Raw genomic sequence first — 20,657 nt, forward strand, 5'->3', positions numbered from 1 at the left:
TTGGAACGTTGAACGCGCAGCAAAAATACAAACGGCGTAACCCGGCGATCAAGCCGGCGTTACGCCGTCAGCACAACCTTATGCCTGCAAAGAGCGATCAGCGGCGATAGTAGCCGTGGCCGTAGTAACCGCGGTAGTAGCCGTGATGATAATAAGGACGGCCATAGCCACCGTAGTATCCGCCCACCACCACCGCAGGCGGCGGAGCGTAGACGACCGGCGGCGCGTAGACCGGCGGAGGCGGCGCGTAATAGACCGGAGGCGGCGCGGCATACACCGGATAAGCCGGCGCGATCGGAACCCCGATGCCGATACCCACAGAAACGTGCGCCTCAGCGGCACTGGCAAGTCCCAAGCCGAGTGCTGCGGCAACGACAAACGGAACGATCTTTTTCACTTTTATTCTCCTAGCGCGGCCCACCAAGGTCGCCGACTTTGCATGCCCTGCATGCCATGAAATTAATGTATCGAAAAAGACCGGGCGTATCTGTTCGCATTTGTTGCAAATTGCAATTGCCCACAAAAGCTTGTAATTAGCGCTGAGGCAATGCGCCGCACACGCGCCTCGCAAAGCACTGAAAACTCAGGGATTGCGCCTGGAGGAACGGAGCCGGGCGGGGCGCGATACGCCCGGGCGGGCGCAACGCATTCGCGTCCAGTAATCTTTGATTACAAATTAGCTTCAATCCTGACGCCATTGATCGACGCGCCAAATGAAAAATGCCCGGCCAATGGACCGGGCATTTCTTATCCGCGAAAGACGCCGTTTCAGCCAACCTTCACATAGGCAAATTCGCGGGACACGCTCGGCGGGACGTAGGCGCCGCTGATCCGCACCCGTGGCGTCAGGCGCTTTTTCTGGTCCCACCAGCGACGGCGCTGTGCATGCGTCAGGAACCGCAAGTGCTTTCGGTAAGAAAAAATATTCATCGTGATACCTCCCGAATCTGACTGCGAGACGAAATACCCAGAACAGCAACTGCCAAACCGGCTAACAAAGCCAATGCGGCCATTGTGAGCAGTTTTCAAGCCCACGGGGCGCATGGCGCCACATGACCGGCTAAACGCGCCATATCGCGCGCGCACTGATCGGACCAAAGTCGCCGTCAGGCCGCGCCGCAGGCGTGACGGATGCGCGATACTTCTGCTTTCCCGGTCAAATATTCCGTCTGGAGCAGGCAACCATGTCCCAGTCCCCTCTGCCGCGCCTCGGTTTCATCGGCGCGGGCCGGCTCGCGCGTTGTCTGGCGCTGAGCTTTTCACGAGCCGGTTATCCGGTCACGGCAGTGGCGAGCCGCTCGGCGGTCTCGGCCGGCCGGCTCGCCGGTCAAATCGGGCATTGCGCGGTATTCGACGATCCTCAACAGGTGGTCGACGCCGCTGATATCGTCTTTTTAGCGGTTCCTGACGACAGCATCGGTACGTCAGCACACACACTCCGGTTCATTCCGGACCGCGCGGCTGGCCCGCGCGGCAAGGCGCTCGTGCATTGCAGCGGCGCCTCGCCGGTCGAATTGCTCGCCCCGGCGCGTGACCAGGGTGCCGCGATCGGCGGTTTTCATCCACTGTACCTGTTTAGCGGCGACCTCGCCGACCTCGAGCGCATCGCCGGCTGCTCGGTGACGATCGAAGCCGACGGCGTGCTCAAGGACGAATTGACGGCGCTGGCCGTCGCGCTGCGCTGCCATCCGCTGTCGATTCCACCGGGCGGCCGCATGCTTTATCACGCTGCCGCGCACTACGCCGCCAGCTTCGCGCTGTGCAGCCTCGCGGAATGCGTCGCGCTGTGGCGCACGCTCGGTTTTGCCGAAGACGACGCGCTGCGCGCCTTGCTGCCGATGCTCTCCGGCACCATCGAAACCGCTCGCGACAAAGGTCTGCCGAACGCACTCGCCGGCCCCGTGTCGCGAGGCGACACGGGCGTGGTGCGCAAGCAGCTGGCGTTGCTGGAAGGGCTCGGGGGCGACCATGCCGCACTCTACGGATTGCTGACGCGCCGCGCGGTGGAACTGGCTGAACGGCGCGCCACGCCGCCCGCCGCGATCGAAGCCATCGCCCAGACCGTGGAAGAATCGCTCAGCCGGTCGCTGAATCAGGCCGCAGCAGGTGCAAGCGTCAAGTAAGGCGTGATAATGTGACGTCCGGCGCCGCGCGCAATCCGCCAGCGCCGCGCATCGGGACCAACAGACGAGAACGCACAATGATCAAGGTCAGCATCCTTTATCCGTATCGGGAAAACGGCCACTTCGACGTGGACTATTACTGCGTCACGCATATGCCGCTCGCGGCGAAGCTGTTCGGGCCGTCCCTGAAAGGCTGGTCGGTCGACGTCGGCATCAACGCCGGGCCACCCGGAACGCCGCCGCCGTATGTCGCCGCGGGTCATTTCCTGTTCGACAGCACGGACGATTTCTATAAGGTCTCCAAGTCGGCTTCCGAACAACTGATGGCTGACATTCCGAACTACACCGACGCCGGCAACGGCACAACCCTGATCAGCGAGATCAGGATTTCCGTGTGATGCCCGGCGGACGCGGCACGAATGCGAGCCTGTAATACGTAATACCGATAGCCGTCGTCGAACGTGAACTGCAAGCCGTGGCATCGCGGCACCGCATGGCCGCTCGAGACGACGCATAACGCGCCCTGCCGCAGTGAGGGCGCGGGCAATCCAAATGAAACCGCCGGCGCGCCGATCGGAAAGCGCCGGCACCCTGCGGCCGGTCGGCGGCCGTCATCCGAAGGATAAGGACACGAGATGTTTGGCGATATCGCCCGTTTTCTGCTCAATACCGTCTTCACGCTGTTCGGCGCGGCGCTGTTGCTGCGCGCCTGGCTGCAGGTCGTGCGCATGCCGCCCTACAACCCTGTTACGAACGCCGTGCTCCAGGCTACCAACTGGATCGTTCTGCCGTTGCGGCATATCCTGCCGAGCACGCGCAAGATCGACTGGGCGAGCCTTGTCGCCGCCCTGATCGCGGCGATCGTCTATGTGGTGCTGATGGTGGTCCTGACCGGCGCCGATCCGCTCACGCTGCTGCCGACACTGCTGATCGTCGCGGTGCTCACGCTGATCAAATGGGCGCTGAATCTGATCATCTGGATGACGATCCTGATGGCGCTGCTGTCATGGCTCAATCCACGCTCGCCCGCCATGCCGATTCTGTACCAGCTGACAGCGCCGTTTCTGAATCCGCTGCGCCGCGTAGTGCCGCAACTCGGTGGCATCGACCTCTCGCCAATTCTGCTGTTCGTGATCGTGCAGGTGTTGCTGATGGTGGTCACCCGCGCGGCCGTGCAACTGACTTACTTCGTGATCTGACGCCTCCCGCTGCCAGCCGCATTCAGCCGCCGCCCTCACAGGCGGCGGCTTCGCTTCATGTTTCGCTTATTGCTTCGTCAACTGACCGTAGGCGACCGTCGTGTTGGTCGCTGTCTTGATCATGAAGAAAATCGTGCGGACGTACAGGTTGCTGCCCGTGATCGGCAGGAACGTAATCGCGGCATTGCCGGAGTAAGTCGCGCCGGATTTCAGCGTGCAGGACGCGGTCGTGCCGGTCACGCTCAACGTGTAAAGGTTCTTCGCCGACGACGGCGTGGCGAGCAACAGCGTTCCGGAGACCGGGCAATTGCTGAGGGTCCCGCTTAGCGTGCCGTCGCTTGCAATCGTCAGCGACGACCCGGTTTCCGCCCACGTGCCGGCCACGCTCGACTGCGTCACGGCGAGCGCATTCGCGGCGTCGTAGTTCCACGAGAGGTTCACCGTGTTGCCGTTCTCGACGTAGGTGCCGGTGAAGGTCTGCTTGTTGACGAAAGAACCTGAACCGGAGGTCGTCGGATAGTAGAAGTTCGAGATGAACGCGGTGCCCGAGGTGAGCGTCCAGTTCGGCGAAGTGGCCGCGATCAGGCCGAAGAACTGCGAGATGCCGAAACCGGCCACCGTATCCAGGTAAGAGACGTTGCCCTGCGGATCGATGAGCGCCGTGGTCTTGTCGACGCCGGACTGGGCGACCCAGATACCTTCCACACCGTTGCCCGTGGCGGCGGCCGAACCGCTCTGCGGGCTGGACAGACTCGGCAACGGCTCACCGTTGAGCGCCGCCGACGAAGCCGGCGCGCTTGCCGGAGCGGGAGCGCTCGCCACCGACGGCGACGAAGCGCTGCCGGCCGAAGGCGTCGGCGTCGGCGTCGGCGTCGCATTGCCCCCGTCGCCACCACCACCGCCGCAAGCTGCCAGAGCGAGCGAAGCGAGCAGAGATGACGTCAATTTAGCCTTGTTTTTCATATCCATTTTTGTTTTCTGGGGCGATTGCACAGGCGATCAGATTCGCTGTGTCGCGCCCGTTCGTAGTTAGTTAGTAATTTGATCTCGATGTTTGCTGTCAGCGCCAGTTCGATAAATCATTCCAGCAATCCGCTTGACAGAATCAAATCGCATTAATTGCTGTAACAACTGGAAAGGGCGCTAGGGGAGTAAACGGCGGGATTTCAACAAGCTTTAATATTTATTCGAATTTTTTGAAATCAGCCCTTTGATGCCAACGAATATGATGCAGAACGAATTAACATCGGATTTGGGCGGGTTGTTCTAATGAATTAGTTTCGTATTAATATGCGCTTCGACCTGCGTTCAATTTCCGCTAACTGATTGGCAATCGGCACATTTGTGTTGCGACTCGGTTTGCACGGCCATCGCGCCCGCGATGATGCGAGACGAAGGCCGGTTGCGATTGCCCGCATGGCAAGTCTGCGGCGCGTGGGAGATTTCGCAGAGACGACCGAGATCGCAGGAGACATTCACCACGCAGTGACGCGGAATACGCCGTTCCTCGCACAAGAATTTTCGCAACAGACAAGCTTTCCGATTGGGGCCAACCTCCGGACAACCGCCACGTTTGCCAAATCATGCGAAACGCGCGTAGAATGACGAGCTCTGCGGGCGTCGTATAATGGTAATACCCTAGCTTCCCAAGCTAGAGCCGTGGGTTCGATTCCCATCGCCCGCTCCAGGTGATTCTCCACACCCCCACGGGTGAATTTGGGAAGCCCCTAAGATCCTGATATTTAAGTGAATTTTTGGTCTTTGCTTCGCTGGCAATCAGTGAAATCTGCCCGCAGCTTACCCAAGCAAGTACATTTTTCGGTCGCAACAATGCGGTATCCGACGCACCGCATTGTTGCGACCTGAAGGTCGGCGCTGAAGCAGCCGCGACTCCTGTCCCATCTAATCTGGGAGTTTGGAGTATGACACTCACTGATCTGCATGCCCGCAACGCGAAAGCAACGGGCAAGAACTACACCTTGGGCGACTACGATGGCCTGTCGTTCTTCGTCCCGCGAAAGGGCAGCAAGGCGTGGCACTTCCGCTACCACTGGCTGGGAAAGCAGTCGCGGATGTCGCTGGGCATGTACCCCGAACTGGGCTTGCGCGATGCTCGGGCCATGCGGGATGAAGCGCGAACGCTGATTGACAAGGGCATCAACCCTAGAATCGCGCGTAAGCAGAAGCAGTAGGCTGCTCGACTGGCGGATGAGCACACCTTCATCGCGGTGTACGAAAAGTGGCTGGCCTACCGAGCGCTGGCCCTCGAGGAAGGACGACAGAGCACGCTGGCGCAGATCCGGCGGGCGTTCAAGAAGGACGTCATCCCGCCACTGCGTCAAATGACCATCCACGAGATCACGCGGCATCACCTATTGGAAGCGGTCGGGCGGATCGAAAGCGCGGGTCGTTGTCGGTGGCCGAGAAGGTTCGCACCTAGTTCCGGCAGTTGTTCGGATATGCCAATGTGATCGTACCGGGCATGGAGAACAACCCGGTACGGAATCTGCGTGTGGTCACGGTCCCCTTGCCGTCGGTTCAGCACAACCCGTTCTTGCGAATGGAGGAAATACCTTCGTTCTTGCGAGTCTTGCATACCTACCAGGGAAGCCAGGTGACGCAGTTGGCCGTCCGCCTGCTGCTGCTCACCGGCGTACGCACAGGCGAACTGCGGCTGGCCACACCGGCCCAGTTCGATCTGGAGCGAGGGCTATGGATCATCCCTGCAGCGTCGCTCAAACAGCGCATGACGCTGACCCGTAAACAGCGCAAGCGTGTGGATGACACCCCCTACATCGTGCCCTTGTCGAGCCACGCGCAAGAGATCGTCAAGCAACTGCTGAATGACTTCAAGCCTGCTCAAAAAGTATCTGTTCCCAAGCGCGCTGCGGCTGACGGACCGCATGAGCGAGAACACCGTCAACTTCGCCCTGAAACGAATGGGCTTCGACGGTCGGCTGACCGGGCATGGGTTGCGTGCAACGATGTCGACAGCCTTGAGCGAGATCGGCTATCCCAAGGCATGGGTAGATGCTCAACTGTCACATGCAGATCCGAATCGCATCAGAGCCACCTACAACCACGCGCAATATGTGGGACAGGTCAGACCACGACAAATACCACCAACGCGTGCTGCACGAGCGCAGTATCCTCACGAGCATCGCCCGCCGTGGTCACCCGCACGGCAGTGGCCTCGGGAAAGTCCGCTGGGTTGTCGAGCGTACACATGCCTGTTGCATCATTTCCGTCGTCTGCGTATTCGCTTTGAGCGTCGCGCTGACATTCACGAAGCGTTCCTCAAACTCGGCTGTTGCTTGATCTGCCGGAACATTCTTCAGCGCGTGCAGCAGTCTTTATGAAACCGCCTCTTAATGGAATCATTCAAAGCCCTGCGCCTAAATTGCCGCAGCTAAGTCGCTTCCAACCTTTGATTCCATGTCAATTTGACTCAGTGGGGCCTTCACTCCTCAGTTCAGCAAACTTGGCAGCCATGGTCGGGTTCCCGCGTGTCAGTTTCTTGACGGTGAGGTCTTCGGCCTTGTCGTTAGCCAGGCGCAGATTGTTGGCCGATTCGTAGAGCGCATCTTTGGTTTTTTCCAGATCCTTGATGGCTTCGTCGATGCGTTTGACAGCTTCCTCGAAACCGTCGGAGGCAAGACGCCAGTTGCGGCCAAACGAGGTCTTGAAGTCTTCCAGCTGATTCTCAAAGCGAGTGATATCCACGTTCTGCGCTTTCACCAAGGCCAGTTCGGACTTGTAGTGCAGCGAGTTCATGGCCGCATTGCGCAGCAGCGTGATCATAGGAATGAAGAACTGCGGCCGCACCACGTACATCTTTGGGTAGAGCGGTGCGAGACATCGACGATGCCGCTGTTGTAGAGCTCGTTATCAGGCTCCAACAGCGAAACCAGCACCGCGTATTCACAGCCTTTTTCGGGCCTGTCATTAATTTCGTGTTCAAGGCATATGATGCTCTCCAGGAAAAGATATGCCTCGCAAACCGAAAACCCCGCCAGCAGAGCTGCCGGTAATTCCCGCTGAACGGCTGGAGCAGTTCGGCAACGGCCCAATGACGGCCGAAGCCATCAACGCCGCCACGCTGGCTGGCCCTGAAGAAGGCCTTGATTGAGCGGGCGCTGGGCGGAGAAATGAATCACCACCTCGGCTATCCGTCCGGCGCGGCCTGGCCGGTGGCCGTGACCAACCAGCGCAATGGCAAGAGCGCCAAGATGGTTCTGACCGAGGATGGGCCGATCCGCATCGAGGTGCCGCGCGACCGCGACGGCAGCTTCGAACCGCTGCTGATTCCCAAACATGAACGACGCTTCACGGGCTTCGACGACAAGATCGTCGCCATGTATGCCTGGAGCACGACCGTGCGCGAGATTCAGGGCTTTGTGTTGGAACAGTACGGCACGGAGGTCTCGCCTGAGTTCATCAGTTCGGTTACCGACGAGGTGATGAGCGAAGTCACTGCATGGCAGGCCCGGCCCCTCGAACCGATGTACCCGGTTGTGTTCTTCGACGCGCTGCGCGTGAAGATCCGCGAGGATGCCGTTGTGCGCAACAAGGCCGTCTATCTGGCGCTGGGCATTCTGCCCAACGGTACAACGGTACGCGCGACATCCTGGGCCTGTGGATCGAGAAGGACGAGCTGACTTCTGCACAGCCAGCGCTGCCGGCACGCCTCGCCTGCCGCGTCGATGTGCTATTTTGCTCCGAGGCAAAGGGGGAGGAAATGGCAGATTCAGGGAGGATGCGGCAAGTCGACGCTTTCGGAACGGTAGCTAGTTCGCATGGTGAGCTTGTGATCAGACAAAAATCAAATTGACCATGAGCACACAGGACACATTCGCCTTGTATGAAGACTTGCGTGCTCGCAAGGAGGAGCCGGCTTGGCGTCTTCTGGCGACGCAACAGTCGCCGGCAATCTGCACATGCCTGCACGTGCTCTTCCTGTCCGAGCGTACCTTGCCGTCGTCGGCATTCCACGAGCGACTGCACCGGCAACTTGAAATCGTTCGGCGCGCCGGCGCCGACCTGCCCAAGCTGGCAGCCGACTACTCCAGCGACTGGATTGCGGAAGGTTGGTTGCGGCGGGATTTTCCTCATGGCGCGACTGAAGAGATGTTTGAGCTGACGGCGCCTGCCGTTGATGCCACCCGCTATCTCATGCGGCTGAGCCGCCCGCGTGCCACGGCCACCGAGAGCCGACTCGCCTCCGTCGTCCAACTGCTGCAGACGCTGGCTGAGGAGACGGATAACAACCCCGAGACCCGCCTAGCTGGCTTGCTGGCGGACCGCGACGCCTTGAACGCACAAATCCAGGCCGTGCGTTCTGGCAAAGTCACCCAGTTGCCACCCGAACGGGCAATTGAGCGCGCCCGTGAGGTGCTGACGCAGTCCAACGAGCTGCTAGAGGACTTCGTCCGAGTGCAGGAGTCGCTCGCTGCCATTAATCTGCAGTTGCGGCGTGAGCTAGTGGAAAACGACGGCGCGCGGGCCGATACGCTCGAGCGCATTTTCGACGGCATCGATGTCATCAAGCAGACCGAGGCTGGGCGCGCGTTCGACGCCTTTTGGCGGATGTTGGTCGACCCAGTAGCATCCACCAGATTCGAGGCGGCGCTGACCCAGGTCATCACCCGCTCGTTCCTGGGCTCCATGGATGCTACTGAGCGTCGCTCACTGACGAAGCTCAAAAGTCGGATGGTGGAGCGGGCGGCGGACGTGCACACAGTGCAGGCAACCTTCGCCTCAGGCCTGCAGTCGTTCGTCCGCAGCCGAGAATTTCGTGAGCAACGCCGCCTGGTCGCTCTTCTCCGCTCCGCAACGGTCGCAGCCATGGCCGCCGCAGAGGACATTCGGCCCACTCAGAAGGTCGATGCGTTCCTTTTCCGGACAAGCGCCGCCATACGGTCTGTGTCGCAGTGGATGCTCCACGACCCGACTGCGCATGTCGTGGATGCCACAATGACCGAAATCGAGAGCAGCGACGCCCGCCTTGAGGACATCGAGGAGCTGGTGCAGCGTTCGGAAATCGACATGCGCTCCTTGAAACGCAACCTCGTTGCGGCGCTCGGCTTGGCCGATGGCCCCATCAGCATTGCCCATGTCCTCGAGCGTTTCCCTGCTGAGCAAGGCCTGGGTTCGGTCGTCGGCTACATACACTTGGCAACTCGCCATGCCGAACCCACGGAGAGACGCGAACGCGTTCGCTGGGAAGGTGGCGACGGCATTTGGCGAAGCGCAGATGCACCGCTTTTCTACTTCTACAAGGAATGCATCGATGAGCTTCGAGAGTGAACAATCGGCGGCAAGTCGGCCACCATTTTTTCCTGGCTCATCCCGGAGCCCGGGATCGTCCGAAGAGATGCCTGCGAACCTGCCGTCGAATGTTGCCCACTGGCTGGATACGGCAGACAACGACGAGCCTGCGAAGCCCGCCGCCCCACCATCGACGCTGCTGTTCAACGGGGACACCGGCAATCTACGGCTGGACACGCGCCGGTGCCTGGTCAGTCTGCTGAACGGCCCCAGCGTAGATGGCCGACGGCAAGCCGGGTTGTGGTCAGTGCTGCTGCGAGACCGCGAGGTCATCCAGACCTACCTCCACAACATCTTCTTGGACCTAGTCGTCGACATCGCCCAGCAGGTCGCTTTTGTACGCCAGGTACCGGACGAGAGCGAGACGGACATCCCCATCTTGCTTCGCCGCCACCAACTGACGCTGGTTGAGTCGGCCCTGGTGCTGTTCCTACGCCAGCGCCTGACCGAGGCGGACTCAGCCAACGAACGCGCGGTGGTGTCCACCGAGGAGATGGTCGAGCACCTCTCGCTCTTCGACCAGGCTCGCAATACCGACCTCGCGCGCTTCGACCGACAGTGCGACGGCGCCATCAAAAAGTGCAAGGCGCTCAACCTCATCCGCCCCATTCGCTCAAGCGCCACGCGTTTCGAGGTCTCACCGACGCTAAAGCTGCTGTTCAATGCCGAGGACATCCAGGCCCTGACCGCCGCGTACGAGGCGCTCAAGAGCGCACCTGGTGGCACCAGTGAGTTGACCATGGACCAGGCCATCGCCGAAGGCGAGCGTGAGGCCGACGAAGACGAAGATGAGTGACCATGACGACAACTTCCAAAACGACACTGCTCCCTGACTTCGACCTGCCGCCTACGCCGCCAGACGGCCCGGACAATGTGCGCCTAAAGCGAGAGCGTGAGGAGCAGTTCCGGCTGGTTCGAATCCAGAGCTACAACTGGGGCACGTTCCACGGCCTGCTGAAGCTGGACGTCTCCGAGAAGGGGATGCTGTTCATCGGCCCGTCCGGCTCGGGCAAGTCGACCATCTTCGACTCACACGCAGCGCTGCTCACGCCTCCCCGCTGGGTGCACTTCAATGTCGCCGCGCGGGAAAGCGAATCGAAGCAAGACCGCTCTGACCTGACGTACCTGCGCGGTGTGTGGGGAGAGCAGACGGCCAACACTGGCGAGATAGCACAGCAGCAGTTGCGTCCCGGCCCAACCTGGTCGGCAATTTCCGAGGTCTACCGAAACGGACTGGGCCAGGTCATCACGCTCGTCCACGTGTACTGGATCAAGGGCACGTCCAACCAGCGAAAGGACGTGCACAAGCGCTTCATAGTCGCGGAGCGTCTGCTCGACCTCACAGAGCTCTTGTTCTTTCCCGACTCTGGCTTTAACGCACGGCGCTTCAAGTCTGACCTACCCGATGTCTGGGACACAGATTCCTTCCCGGAGTATCAGGAGCGCATGCGCTCCCGTCTGGGCATCGAGACCGAGAACGCACTGAAGCTCTTGCATAAGACGCAGTCTGCAAAGAACCTCGGCAGCCTGACCGACTTCCTGCGGGACTTCATGCTGGATGAGCCCAAGACTCAGGACATGGCTGACCAGTTGGTCACCCAGTTCGAGCGCCTGGAAAATGCACACAACGAGGTGGTGTCAGCAGCGCGGCAAATCGCCACGCTGTTGCCAGCTCGCGAGTTCAATCTGGAACGGCAGAAAAAGCTCTCAGACAAAGGTCGCTTGGATGAGGCCCGCATGGGCATCGACCACGTCGCCAAGGAGATGCTCCAATCGCTGCGTGTTGAGCGCAGGGACACCCTCGAAGCCAAGCTGGCAGGCGAACAGGCTCAGGAGCTGGCACTCGAACAAGCGCTCGCGGCCGTCAGGACGACAGTCCAGGGGTTGAAGCAGAGGCGTGATGGCTTGGGTGGCCAGCAGTTGGCGGCCCTCGAGGCATCCAAGGTCAGTGCCGAACGTGACGAAGGCGAGCGGAGCCAACGATATGGCAAGGTCGCTGAGGCCTGCAAGGCGCTGGGCTTTACCGTACCCGCCAAGGCAGAGGGATATGCCGAGCTGGTCACCCAAGGACGGCGAGAACTGCCCTCTGCCGCCTCTGGCGCGGGCGACACCGCGCAGAAGCAAGACGCGCTTGCTGTGCAGAAGCATGAGCTTGACAAGGAGCGCTCGACCATCCTCAGCGAACTGGCCGTCCTCGCACGGATGCCCGGCTCGAAGATGGGCGCAGACCTCATAACCATGCGAAAGCTCATCACGGACGGCCTCGGCTACGACGAGGGGGCGCTGCCGTTCGCCGGCGAGCTCATCGAGGTCGAGCCATCTGAGAAGGGTTGGACTGGCCCGGTCGAGCGAGTGCTCAGGAATTTCTCCCGGACGATGCTTGTACCCGACAACTTGCATGCCGCGGTTGCCAAGTTCATCAACAGCACGAACCTCCGAGGCCGACTGGTCTATCTGCGGGTGATGCGGCAGCCGCCAAGGACGCCTGCTCCCAAGCCGAACGGCGTCTATCGGAAGATCAAGGTCTCCGACGGCCCGTTCCAGGACTGGGTTGAGACGGAGTTGCTCCAAAGCTATGACGCCGAATGCGTCGAGACCGAACGCGACCTCGAAGATGTGGTCTTCGGCATCACGCGCGCTGGATTGCTCAAGACGGGTGGTCGCAGGCACGAGAAAGACGACCGCTCGGATATCAACAACACCCGCAACTGGGTGCTCGGCGGCGATACCCGTTCGAAGGCCTTGGGGCTGCAAGACCGTGAACGCGAGCTGACCGACGCCATCGACGGTGTTGAGGCTCAGCTCGAGCAGCTCCGCAAGAAGGAGCTGGCACGCCTGAACCGCGCGCTGCACTGGCAGACCCTGGTCAATTTCAGCTGGAATGAGATCGACCATCGTGGAGCGGCGCTTCTTGTGGCCCAGTTCGACACACAGATTCAAGAGCTGCGCGCGACGACGCCCGATCTGGACATCCTCGAGGTCAAGATTGTGGTCGCGGCAGAGAGCGAGGCAACGGCCGAGAAGAAGTACAAGGCCCAGTCGCAGGCGTCCATGGCGGTCCAAATCAAGTTGAACGAGCTGCGAGAGGAACTGGAGAACGTTTCCAAGCTAGCTCTTACGTCTCCCACCCCCTTGCAACGCGAGACGTTTCTCCAGAAGCTCGATGGAGCCGGACGCAAGCCGACCATCGAGTCGATGCCTGATGACGTCCGGTTCGTGGACCGCGAAATTGGCAAGGACATCGGCACCCTGGAGAGCGAGGCCGCCAGGCTGCTGACCCGCATTGAAGCCAAGTTCGCGGACTACGCACGCACTTGGGAAGCGGAGTCGGACGGGCTGGACTCGACGATGGCCAGCTACGACGAGTTTGACGCCAAGCTCACGCGGCTTCAGGTCGACGACTTGCCACGATTTGAGAAGAAGTTCAAGGACTTACTCAATGAGCAGAGCAATCAGCACATCGCATTGCTCTCAGACCGGTTGGAGCAGGAGCGCCGGGACATTTCGGACCGGATGGACACTGTCAACGAGAGCCTCAGGCAGGCCGAGTACAACGAGGGCACGCATCTGGTCATCGAGGTCGAAGAGACCACCCCGCCCGAGGCGCAAGAACTGAAATCGGAGCTCCGTGCCGCCTTGAGTCACTCCTTGAGCATGGACGACAAGGTGGCCGAGGCACGCTTCCAGAGCATGAAACGCCTCATCAAGCGACTGGCCAGCCAAGAGCCGCAGCATGTAAACTGGAAGAAGCTAGCGCTCGATGTTCGACTCCATGTCGAGTTCGTAGCTCGAGAGCTCGATGAGGAAGGCCGCGAAGTACAAACTCACCGCAGCGGTGCAGGCAAGTCAGGTGGCCAACGGCAGAAGCTGACGGCGACCTGCTTGGCCGCGGCACTGCGATATCAGCTCGGCGGCCCAGGCCGGGTGCTCCCCACCTTCAGCACAGTGTTCCTCGACGAGGCCTTTGACAAGGCAGACGCGGACTTCACTGATGCGGCAATGAAGATTTTCAAGTCGTTCGGCTTCCAACTCATCATCGCTACGCCCATCAAGTCGGTCATGACCATCGAACCCTACGTGGGGGGAGCCGTCTACATCCATATCAAGGACCGCATGCATTCGCGTGCGCTCGTGCTGCCCTACGACGACGAGACGCAGAGCATCGACTACAGGCAGATTGACGGCTCGAGCGCCAACGATGAAAAGTCCTGAGGAGGTCACCAAGTGGGTCAGGCAGCGCTACCAGCGCCAACGTTGGGCCTGGCTTGACGGGGGCGGCGCCTGGCCGCTCCAAGTGAGTCTTGACCTTCCGACCCAGAAGGTCGCGCTTGCCGACCCTAGCGCTGTCCGCACATGGTCGTCTTCCTGGGCGGACTGGCTCGCTGTCCACCCTGCCGATGCGTCTCGACCACTGCCAGAGCTTTTGACGGCCACGGTCGCCTGGCGCAACATGGGCGAACAGACTCTGCCCGGCGCCTTGGCCTTCTCTTCTCCGGAGTGTGTGGCCGACTACTGCGGAGACGGCAAGGTCTGGCGCCGCATCGTCTCCCGACGGGCCACGATGCTGGCCCGGTGGCCCGCACTGCATGCTTCAGGGTTTGGGTCCAACTACACCGCTCTGGGCGAATTCAAGGACGAGGACTTCGAGCGACTGCTTGCCGTGCTGGAGTGGCTGGTCGCTAACCCGAAGTCAGGCATCTACTTGCGCCAACTGCCGGTCCCCAACATCGACACCAAGTGGATTGACCTCCAACGACGAGGTGTGGTCGCCGACCTGTTCAGCCGCATCATCAAGCCGCAAGCCGCCCTCCAGGCTGTCCAGTCGTTCGTGGAGGGTGAAGGCGCAGAAATCGACGCCACCGGCCAGGCATACTCCATTGAAAAGGAAAGTTCGAACTTCTACGACACCTGCGGGTTGCTACGTCCTCCCGTAAAACTTCGCATCCTGATCTTGTGCCCAAAGTTGAGAACGCAAGTCGGGGGCCTGCGAGACATCGAGGCGACCATCGAGGACTGGGCACAATTGCAGCTCAAACCGCGCCAGCTTCTGGTCGTCGAGAACAAGGACACATGCCTGGCTATGCCAGACGTCGACGGTGTCGTCGCGGTCATCAAGCTTGGGAACGCCGTCGCATTGGTGACCAGAATCGCCTGGCTCGTGCGTGTGCCGGTACTGTATTGGGGCGACATCGACACCTACGGATATTCAATACTGGTTCAGGCTCGCAAGAAGTTGCATGACGTGCGCTCTGTGCTCATGGACCGCAGCACCGTCGAAACCCACCTTGACCGCCTCGTCGAAGAAGGACAGCAAACGAAGTCCATCGACCGGTCGCTCCTGACTGCGGCCGAACTCGATGTCTACGACGCGCTTCTCGCGCACGACTGGGGTACATCAAGGCGCCTCGAGCAGGAACGCCTAGAGTGGCCGAGTGCGCTTCGCACTGTCTTGTCCGCTCTCCACCAACGCGAATCGAAAAGTGCATGAACCGTGCATCTAAATCAACATCGGTCCGTGAAGGTCACGTTCATGCGGTCGCGTCTGAAACCGCCTGCGGCAGGCACAGGCAATCCCAATTCCTCACAAAGCGAAGGGAGCATCGCGTGCGTGCCAGCGTCTTTCAGTGCCGTGACGAGCGGCTCCAGCAAGCCGCGAAGTTGCGCGTAGTCCACGGGTGACTCACCCCCGCAGCGCCATAGCGCGTAGCAGCGCGTCGATCTGTCCAAACGCGTCCTGCTGCCACTGATCGGGCGTGCGATCGCCCAGTGCCTGCGTGTCTTCGACGAAGCGTCTCACGCACGTGGGACCGTACCCATCGAAGGCGTCGAACTTGTCGGCAATGTGCAGAAAGCCGCGCTCGCCGCTGGCATGTCCCAGCAGTGGGCGACATTCCTGCGCCAGCGCCTCGATGCCAGCGGGATAGTTCCGCACGCAATAATAGATGTCGTAGGCGTCCTTCTGCTTGTAGCGGCCTGCCAGCGCATGGCCCTTCATTGCCAGTAGAGCGGGGATGGAGCACACCGCGATCTCTACGCGGTTCGTCCCTCCGTCCGGCATCGATCCGGCCACGGCCACCAGTTGATAGAACCGCATCGCCAGATCGGCACCATCCGCCCGTTGCACGGCAAAGTCGCTAATCAGGGGAGGATTGTTCCTGACGATCTCTGCGTCACGCGGCATCAAGAAATCGACCACAACGTCGATCGCTTCTCCGCCATCTCGCGCGGGAACCTGGCGAACCAGCTGGAAGCGCCGTAACCCTTCACGCTGGGCGTATCCATGCCCCTGCAGCGCGCCGACCAAGGTTGCGTACTCACCGTCGCCGAGCGCTTCCGCATCCAGCCCGACGTCCACATCGAGTGTACCCACGTGGGGCATGTCCTCATTGGCCAGCAGCAGCCAGGGAACCGCGCCGCCGATAATGGCAAACTTTCCCTTGAAGCTACCAAGGATCTGACCGATCTCGATCAGCACGGATTTCACAGCCGCGGTCGTCCGGTCGTCGTATTCGGCGGCGGACTGCGGTTCCTGGGATGGCGTCATCTGGGCCATGAGAGCCTTTCCTGGCGTAAGTGGTCGGCGGCCTCGGCACCGCGTTCGCCCGCAATGGAGAGGTCAAGATAAGTCTGAACCGGGCTGGTGCAGATCGCCCCCGGCGCAGGCTCAACTGTGTCGGCGAGCAGTCCCAGGTCCTTCGGCACGGTGACGATCACATTCTCGCCTTTCAAGGCGGGCGCGAGCTTCAGCGCTGCCTGGAGCTTACGCAGACCGTCCTCGTCAGCAAAGAAGTAGTGCGTGCCGGTGCGCCCATAGGGAGCAAGCCACTGTGCCGCCGAAAACGATGCAAAGGCTGCGCGCCCGCGCGTGTCTTCAACGCGCAGAACACTGCGGGCCGCATCTTCGAGTGCACTGCCGTGCAACGGCGTGTAGAAGCTCGACCGTTCGCCCGCCGGCGCAGCATAGCTGTCCCGCCATGCGTCCAACAGTGCGTCAGGCTCAGAAAGGATAAGGCCATCGTCCGAGGCACGAGCCCATTCCCGATCAATCAGGCCGGTGCGAACGTTGCTGACGTGTCCGAGGCTGACCCCGGAGATTTCCGACAACTCGGTGACACGCCATGCACGGCCAGGGTCGCGCAGCATTGCGCGTAGCACCTGGGCGGATTTTGGCCTGAACAGCGACCTGAGTTCGCGTTGTTCGACCACAGGCTTGTCCGTCACCATGCGCTCGATAAACACGCCACCGAATGCGATCCGGGCGTTTCCCTCCAGGTCGAGATAACCGACGCCCTTCTCTTCGCACATCTTCCTCACTACCGGCGAAATATAGGGCGCAATGAAGACGGGCGTGGCCTCGGGAGCCCGCTGTGCAACATAGTTCCGCAGTTCCAACAGTGCGGATCGGGCAAACCGCGGTTGCCCGCTCGACTTGTATTCGCAGATAAGCAGATGCCGTTTACCGTCCACGACCAGCCGGGCAATCAAGTCTGGCACCCAGTCACCGGACACGGCTTCAGCGTCGATGCCTTCGACATGAAGGATCGGGATATTCTCGAGCAACCTGCGGAGGGCCTCTGCGGCACGAGCTTCTGTCTCTTTCATCAAATAGCATCCTTTCAACCTATGTTGAAAGTATCATATTTTTTGAAAAAAGACAGAATTTCATTCGGATAACCCGTTTCAGCACATTCTGAAATGAGGTCCTACGCTGAAATAGCTTGGAAGATCGCAGCTCACGGCCATAGAAAGGTTTTTATCCCACCGATGCGTCAGCGCCATTCCGTTGACCTGCACAATCAGTCCCCTGCCCGCAGCCTCCACCTCACCCTGCTCCAGCAGGTCCACGCGATCCGCCCAGTCCTGCATCATCACCCTTCTCTGGTCCACATACTGCGCATGGTTATACGTCGCACTGATCCGGTTCGGATCCGTATGCGATAGCTGCGCGTCCACCTATATCCGCGGATAGCCGATCTCGTTCAATGCCGTCGACATCGTGGCACACAGTCCATGCCCGGTCAGCAACCCGTCGTATCCCATACGCTTCAGCGCGAAGTTGACCGTGTCCTCGCTCATGCGGTCCGTCAGCCGCGTAGCCGAAGCGAACAGATATTTCTGCGCCGGCTTGAATTCCTTGAGCATGGAGCGAACGATTGTCTGTGCCTGGGTGGAGAGCGGCACGATGTACGGAGGAATGTCCTCAATGCGCTTGCGCCGTCCTCGAATTAACATTGCTCGCTGCTTGAGACATGACAGGGATGATCCAAAGCCCGCCCTCAAGATCGAACTGATCCGGTGTCGCCAGCCGCAGTTCCCCTGTATGCACTCCGGTCAACAGTAGCAGGCGGACAGCCTGCTGCGTCGTCAGGCGTCCCTGGTAGGTACGCAACGTTCGCAGAAGTGAAGGCAGTTCCGCCATTCGCAAGAACGGGTTGTGCTGCACCGGTGGCAAGGGTGCCGCGACAACATGCAGGTCCGTCGCAGGATTTCGTTCCATTTCAGGAACGGCCACGAGGGCATACTCGAACAACTGCCGGATCTAGGTCCGCACCTTTTCCGCCACCGACAGCGAGCCCCGCTTTTCGATCCGCCCGATCACCTCCAGCAGATGGTGCCGCGTGATCTCGTGAACGGTCATTCTCCGGAGTGCCGGAAGAACATCCTTCCTGAACGCCCGCCGGATCTGCTCCAGCGTGCTCTGCCGCCCTTCTTCCAGCACCAGTTCCCGACGCGCAAGCCACTGCTCGTACACCACCGTGAACGTGTACTCGCCCGCCAGCCTCACCGCCAGCCGCTTCTGCTGACGATGCATCTTCGGATTAACACCCCTGGCGACCAGCCCCCGCGCTTCTTCCCGCAAGACCCGCGCATCACGCAAACCTACTTCGGGGTACGAGCCCAAGGATATCCGCAGTTGCTTGCCTAGCCAGGAGTACCGAAAGTGCCATGCCTTGCTGCCCGTGGCTGATACGAACAACGACAACCCGTCGTAATCACTCAGCGTATAGATCTTTCCTGTTGCCTTTGCGGTCCGGACGCGCAAGTCGGTGAGGGCCATGCTCCAACTCCAAATCTCCAATTAGACGAGACGGAGCCGCTACATCCAGCGTGCTGAAGGTCGCATTGGCAACCTTCCGGTGCGGATCGGCCGCCGCAGCTCAGACAGATCCTGGCACGGCATTCAGTCGCCGATGTCAGCGGCTCTGATAACGACTTGAATCTCGAAGGACAGGCCGCTGATGCGCTATTCAAGCGTATCGCAGGCTAAACGGGCGTTGCCCCGGCAGGACATCCGGCCACCCTGCCAGTTTCGCGAGCGTGCCCCCCGGCAGCCGGCCGCTTAGCAGTGGTACAATATGGTGGGCATTTTCGGCGGGCGAACGGAAAAATGTTTCGTTTAAACAATGAGTTAGATGCAGCTTTGTGTTCCCATCGCCCGCTCCAGATACTTTCCGAACGTCCATCAGCAAGTGGGCAACGTCGCAAAAGGATCTGACGCTACCGCGCTTCCCATCCGTCCCAGTCAACAAGCCTTTTCTTCATCATCAATTTCAGCAATTGATTCGCCTGCCAAACCGGCCGGGCAGACGCGGCGTTGCTATAGCGGTCGGGAAATAGCAAACGATACCTTGGCATGTCCCCACCACATTTCCGAATGTACGCCGATTTGAACCGGCGCCGCCTTTTCCATCAGCATCGTATAACGACGTGCCGTCACAGCTTAGCCACGCGAACACAAGCTGATGATTGGTATTGACCGGGATAATCATCTCCGATCAAATACCTTACAAATTCATTAACCCAACCAAACACACATCTGGTTATTTAAACGCAATAGCACCGCCGCCTCCCCCCTGCTCGCCACCGCCCGCACTCCGTCTGGACGCACCCTTTTCGGGTGTGCTACCTTACGCGCACTTGCAACGCCCGCTCCACCTTCCTGCTGATGCCTTCAGCAGAATCCAGCACGAGCCGCCTCCATGAAGGCGGCTTTTTTGTCCTGGCGGCAGCCCGGCGCCGCAGTCCGTAAGCGAGGCGCCTGCCCGCACCTCGCGTGCGGCTCGCGGCCCTGCATACGGCGCCGGCGCGAGCACGGACATGCGCCGCGCGGCACGCCGCGAAGCCCTTACCCTTGTAGCAGCATCGACGATGATCCACGATCCAAACGACGCCGGCCTGCCGGACCAACTCCCGACGCCCTCCTCCGAAGCCGAAAACTCGCCCGCCGGCGACACCACGCCGCCGGAAGAAGCGCTGCATCGGCGCCGTATCCGCAGCTTTGTCACGCGCGCGGGCCGCGTCTCGACCGGCCAGCGCCGCGCAATGGACGAACTCGGCCCACGCTTCGTGGTGCCCTTCGCGCCGCAACAGCCCGACTGGAACAGCGTGTTCGGCCGTGAAGCGCCGCGCGTGCTGGAAATCGGCTTCGGCATGGGTGCGACCACGGCGGAGATCGCCTCGCATCGTCCGGACGAAGATTTCCTCGGCGTCGAAGTGCACGAGCCGGGCGTGGGCGCGCTGCTGAAACTGATGGGCGAGCAGAACCTGTCGAACATCCGCATCATTCAGCATGACGCGGTCGAAGTGCTCGAACAGATGATCGCGCCCGACAGCCTCGACGGCGTGCATATCTTCTTTCCGGACCCGTGGCACAAGGCGCGCCACCACAAGCGCCGGCTGATCCAGCCGAAGTTTGTCGCGCTGCTCGTATCGCGTCTGAAGCCGGGCGCCTACCTGCATTGCGCGACCGACTGGCAGAACTACGCTGAGCAGATGCTCGAAGTCCTGGGCGCCGAGCCGTCGCTGAAGAACACCGCCGACGGCTATGCGCCACGTCCGGAGTACCGTCCGGTGACGAAGTTCGAGCGCCGTGGATTACGGCTCGGGCACGGCGTGTGGGATCTGGTCTTCCGCAAACGTGGCGCTGGGTAAGACCGCGCGCAGAAACTCATACGGCAATGAGACAAAGGTCCGCGAATGCGGACCTTTTGTCATGCCGTCATGACTC

At 60.7% G+C, this 20,657-nt stretch carries 15 protein-coding genes, 1 tRNA gene and 5 pseudogenes; 14 read left to right on the plus strand and 7 right to left on the minus strand.

Annotated elements, in window-relative coordinates:
- Positions 1-97: 97 nt before the first annotated feature.
- Entirely contained in the window at positions 98-397 is a 300-nt protein-coding gene (locus tag BXE_RS17530; protein WP_011489567.1) for a hypothetical protein, read from the minus strand.
- A 371-nt stretch (positions 398-768) separates the two neighbouring features.
- A complete protein-coding gene (locus BXE_RS46585; protein ID WP_007180743.1) occupies positions 769-930 on the minus strand; it encodes a hypothetical protein in 162 nt (53 codons plus the stop codon).
- A 254-nt stretch (positions 931-1,184) separates the two neighbouring features.
- Between BXE_RS46585 and BXE_RS17535 the strand changes: the two genes are divergently transcribed.
- The 3 genes from BXE_RS17535 to BXE_RS17545 all read left to right on the plus strand — a co-directional run bounded on the left by BXE_RS17535 (position 1,185) and on the right by BXE_RS17545 (position 3,322).
- On the plus strand, positions 1,185-2,123 hold the full coding sequence (locus BXE_RS17535; RefSeq protein WP_011489570.1) for a Rossmann-like and DUF2520 domain-containing protein: 939 nt from the start codon (positions 1,185-1,187) through the stop codon (positions 2,121-2,123).
- Between the two features lie 77 nt (positions 2,124-2,200).
- Positions 2,201-2,521 (plus strand): EthD family reductase, encoded by a 321-nt coding sequence (locus BXE_RS17540; protein ID WP_011489571.1) that lies wholly within the window; start codon positions 2,201-2,203, stop codon positions 2,519-2,521.
- Positions 2,522-2,758: 237 nt separating this feature from the next.
- A complete protein-coding gene (locus tag BXE_RS17545) occupies positions 2,759-3,322 on the plus strand; it encodes a YggT family protein (RefSeq protein ID WP_007180740.1) in 564 nt (187 codons plus the stop codon).
- A 66-nt stretch (positions 3,323-3,388) separates the two neighbouring features.
- On the opposite strand, the gene BXE_RS17550 is transcribed toward BXE_RS17545, so the two are convergent.
- Entirely contained in the window at positions 3,389-4,291 is a 903-nt protein-coding gene (locus BXE_RS17550) for a hypothetical protein (RefSeq protein ID WP_011489572.1), read from the minus strand.
- A gap of 644 nt (positions 4,292-4,935) precedes the next feature.
- On the opposite strand from BXE_RS17550, the gene BXE_RS17555 reads away from it, so the two are divergent.
- The 5 genes and pseudogenes from BXE_RS17555 to BXE_RS45450 all read left to right on the plus strand — a co-directional run.
- Positions 4,936-5,009 (plus strand) — tRNA-Gly (locus BXE_RS17555).
- Positions 5,010-5,244: 235 nt separating this feature from the next.
- Positions 5,245-5,514: an Arm DNA-binding domain-containing protein gene (locus BXE_RS48195; RefSeq protein ID WP_049782197.1), complete on the plus strand. Its 270-nt coding sequence runs from the start codon at positions 5,245-5,247 to the stop codon at positions 5,512-5,514.
- Positions 5,515-5,550: 36 nt separating this feature from the next.
- Positions 5,551-5,793: a phage integrase central domain-containing protein gene (locus tag BXE_RS48200; RefSeq protein ID WP_407668609.1), complete on the plus strand. Its 243-nt coding sequence runs from the start codon at positions 5,551-5,553 to the stop codon at positions 5,791-5,793.
- A 372-nt stretch (positions 5,794-6,165) separates the two neighbouring features.
- A pseudogene (locus BXE_RS48205) lies at positions 6,166-6,402 on the plus strand (tyrosine-type recombinase/integrase); the annotation flags it as partial.
- 40 nt (positions 6,403-6,442) lie between these two features.
- Positions 6,443-6,681 (plus strand): annotated as a pseudogene (locus BXE_RS45450) (transposase); the annotation flags it as partial.
- 79 nt (positions 6,682-6,760) lie between these two features.
- On the opposite strand, the pseudogene BXE_RS17565 reads toward BXE_RS45450, so the two are convergent.
- Positions 6,761-7,266 (minus strand): annotated as a pseudogene (locus BXE_RS17565) (DUF2130 domain-containing protein); the annotation flags it as partial.
- 44 nt (positions 7,267-7,310) lie between these two features.
- On the opposite strand from BXE_RS17565, the pseudogene BXE_RS17570 reads away from it, so the two are divergent.
- The 5 genes and pseudogenes from BXE_RS17570 to BXE_RS17590 all read left to right on the plus strand — a co-directional run.
- Positions 7,311-7,976, plus strand: a pseudogene (locus BXE_RS17570) (transposase); the annotation flags it as partial.
- Between the two features lie 179 nt (positions 7,977-8,155).
- Positions 8,156-9,628 (plus strand): DUF3375 domain-containing protein, encoded by a 1,473-nt coding sequence (locus tag BXE_RS17575; RefSeq protein ID WP_011489574.1) that lies wholly within the window; start codon positions 8,156-8,158, stop codon positions 9,626-9,628.
- Positions 9,612-10,445 (plus strand): DUF4194 domain-containing protein, encoded by an 834-nt coding sequence (locus BXE_RS17580; RefSeq protein ID WP_233518767.1) that lies wholly within the window; start codon positions 9,612-9,614, stop codon positions 10,443-10,445. Before BXE_RS17575 ends, BXE_RS17580 begins: the two co-directional genes overlap by 17 nt.
- A gap of 2 nt (positions 10,446-10,447) precedes the next feature.
- The gene (locus tag BXE_RS17585; RefSeq protein ID WP_011489576.1) at positions 10,448-13,861 is read left to right on the plus strand and encodes an ATP-binding protein; all 3,414 of its coding nucleotides are present in this window, start codon (positions 10,448-10,450) and stop codon (positions 13,859-13,861) included.
- Positions 13,848-15,137, plus strand: coding sequence for a Wadjet anti-phage system protein JetD domain-containing protein (locus tag BXE_RS17590; protein ID WP_011489577.1), 1,290 nt, complete (start codon positions 13,848-13,850; stop codon positions 15,135-15,137). Before BXE_RS17585 ends, BXE_RS17590 begins: the two co-directional genes overlap by 14 nt.
- Before the next feature lie 192 nt (positions 15,138-15,329).
- On the opposite strand, the gene BXE_RS17595 is transcribed toward BXE_RS17590, so the two are convergent.
- The 3 genes and pseudogenes from BXE_RS17595 to BXE_RS44385 all read right to left on the minus strand — a co-directional run.
- Positions 15,330-16,202: a hypothetical protein gene (locus BXE_RS17595; RefSeq protein ID WP_011489578.1), complete on the minus strand. Its 873-nt coding sequence runs from the start codon at positions 16,200-16,202 to the stop codon at positions 15,330-15,332.
- On the minus strand, positions 16,190-17,251 hold the full coding sequence (locus BXE_RS17600) for a hypothetical protein (protein WP_011489579.1): 1,062 nt from the start codon (positions 17,249-17,251) through the stop codon (positions 16,190-16,192). The genes BXE_RS17595 and BXE_RS17600 overlap by 13 nt, the downstream gene beginning before the upstream one ends.
- A gap of 174 nt (positions 17,252-17,425) precedes the next feature.
- A pseudogene (locus BXE_RS44385) lies at positions 17,426-18,707 on the minus strand (tyrosine-type recombinase/integrase); the annotation flags it as partial.
- A gap of 1,091 nt (positions 18,708-19,798) precedes the next feature.
- On the opposite strand from BXE_RS44385, the gene trmB reads away from it, so the two are divergent.
- A complete protein-coding gene (trmB, locus tag BXE_RS17610) occupies positions 19,799-20,581 on the plus strand; it encodes a tRNA (guanosine(46)-N7)-methyltransferase TrmB (protein WP_038457415.1) in 783 nt (260 codons plus the stop codon).
- Positions 20,582-20,657: the final 76 nt, after the last annotated feature.

The sequence above is a fragment of the Paraburkholderia xenovorans LB400 genome (assembly GCF_000013645.1).
Classification (GTDB): domain Bacteria; phylum Pseudomonadota; class Gammaproteobacteria; order Burkholderiales; family Burkholderiaceae; genus Paraburkholderia; species Paraburkholderia xenovorans.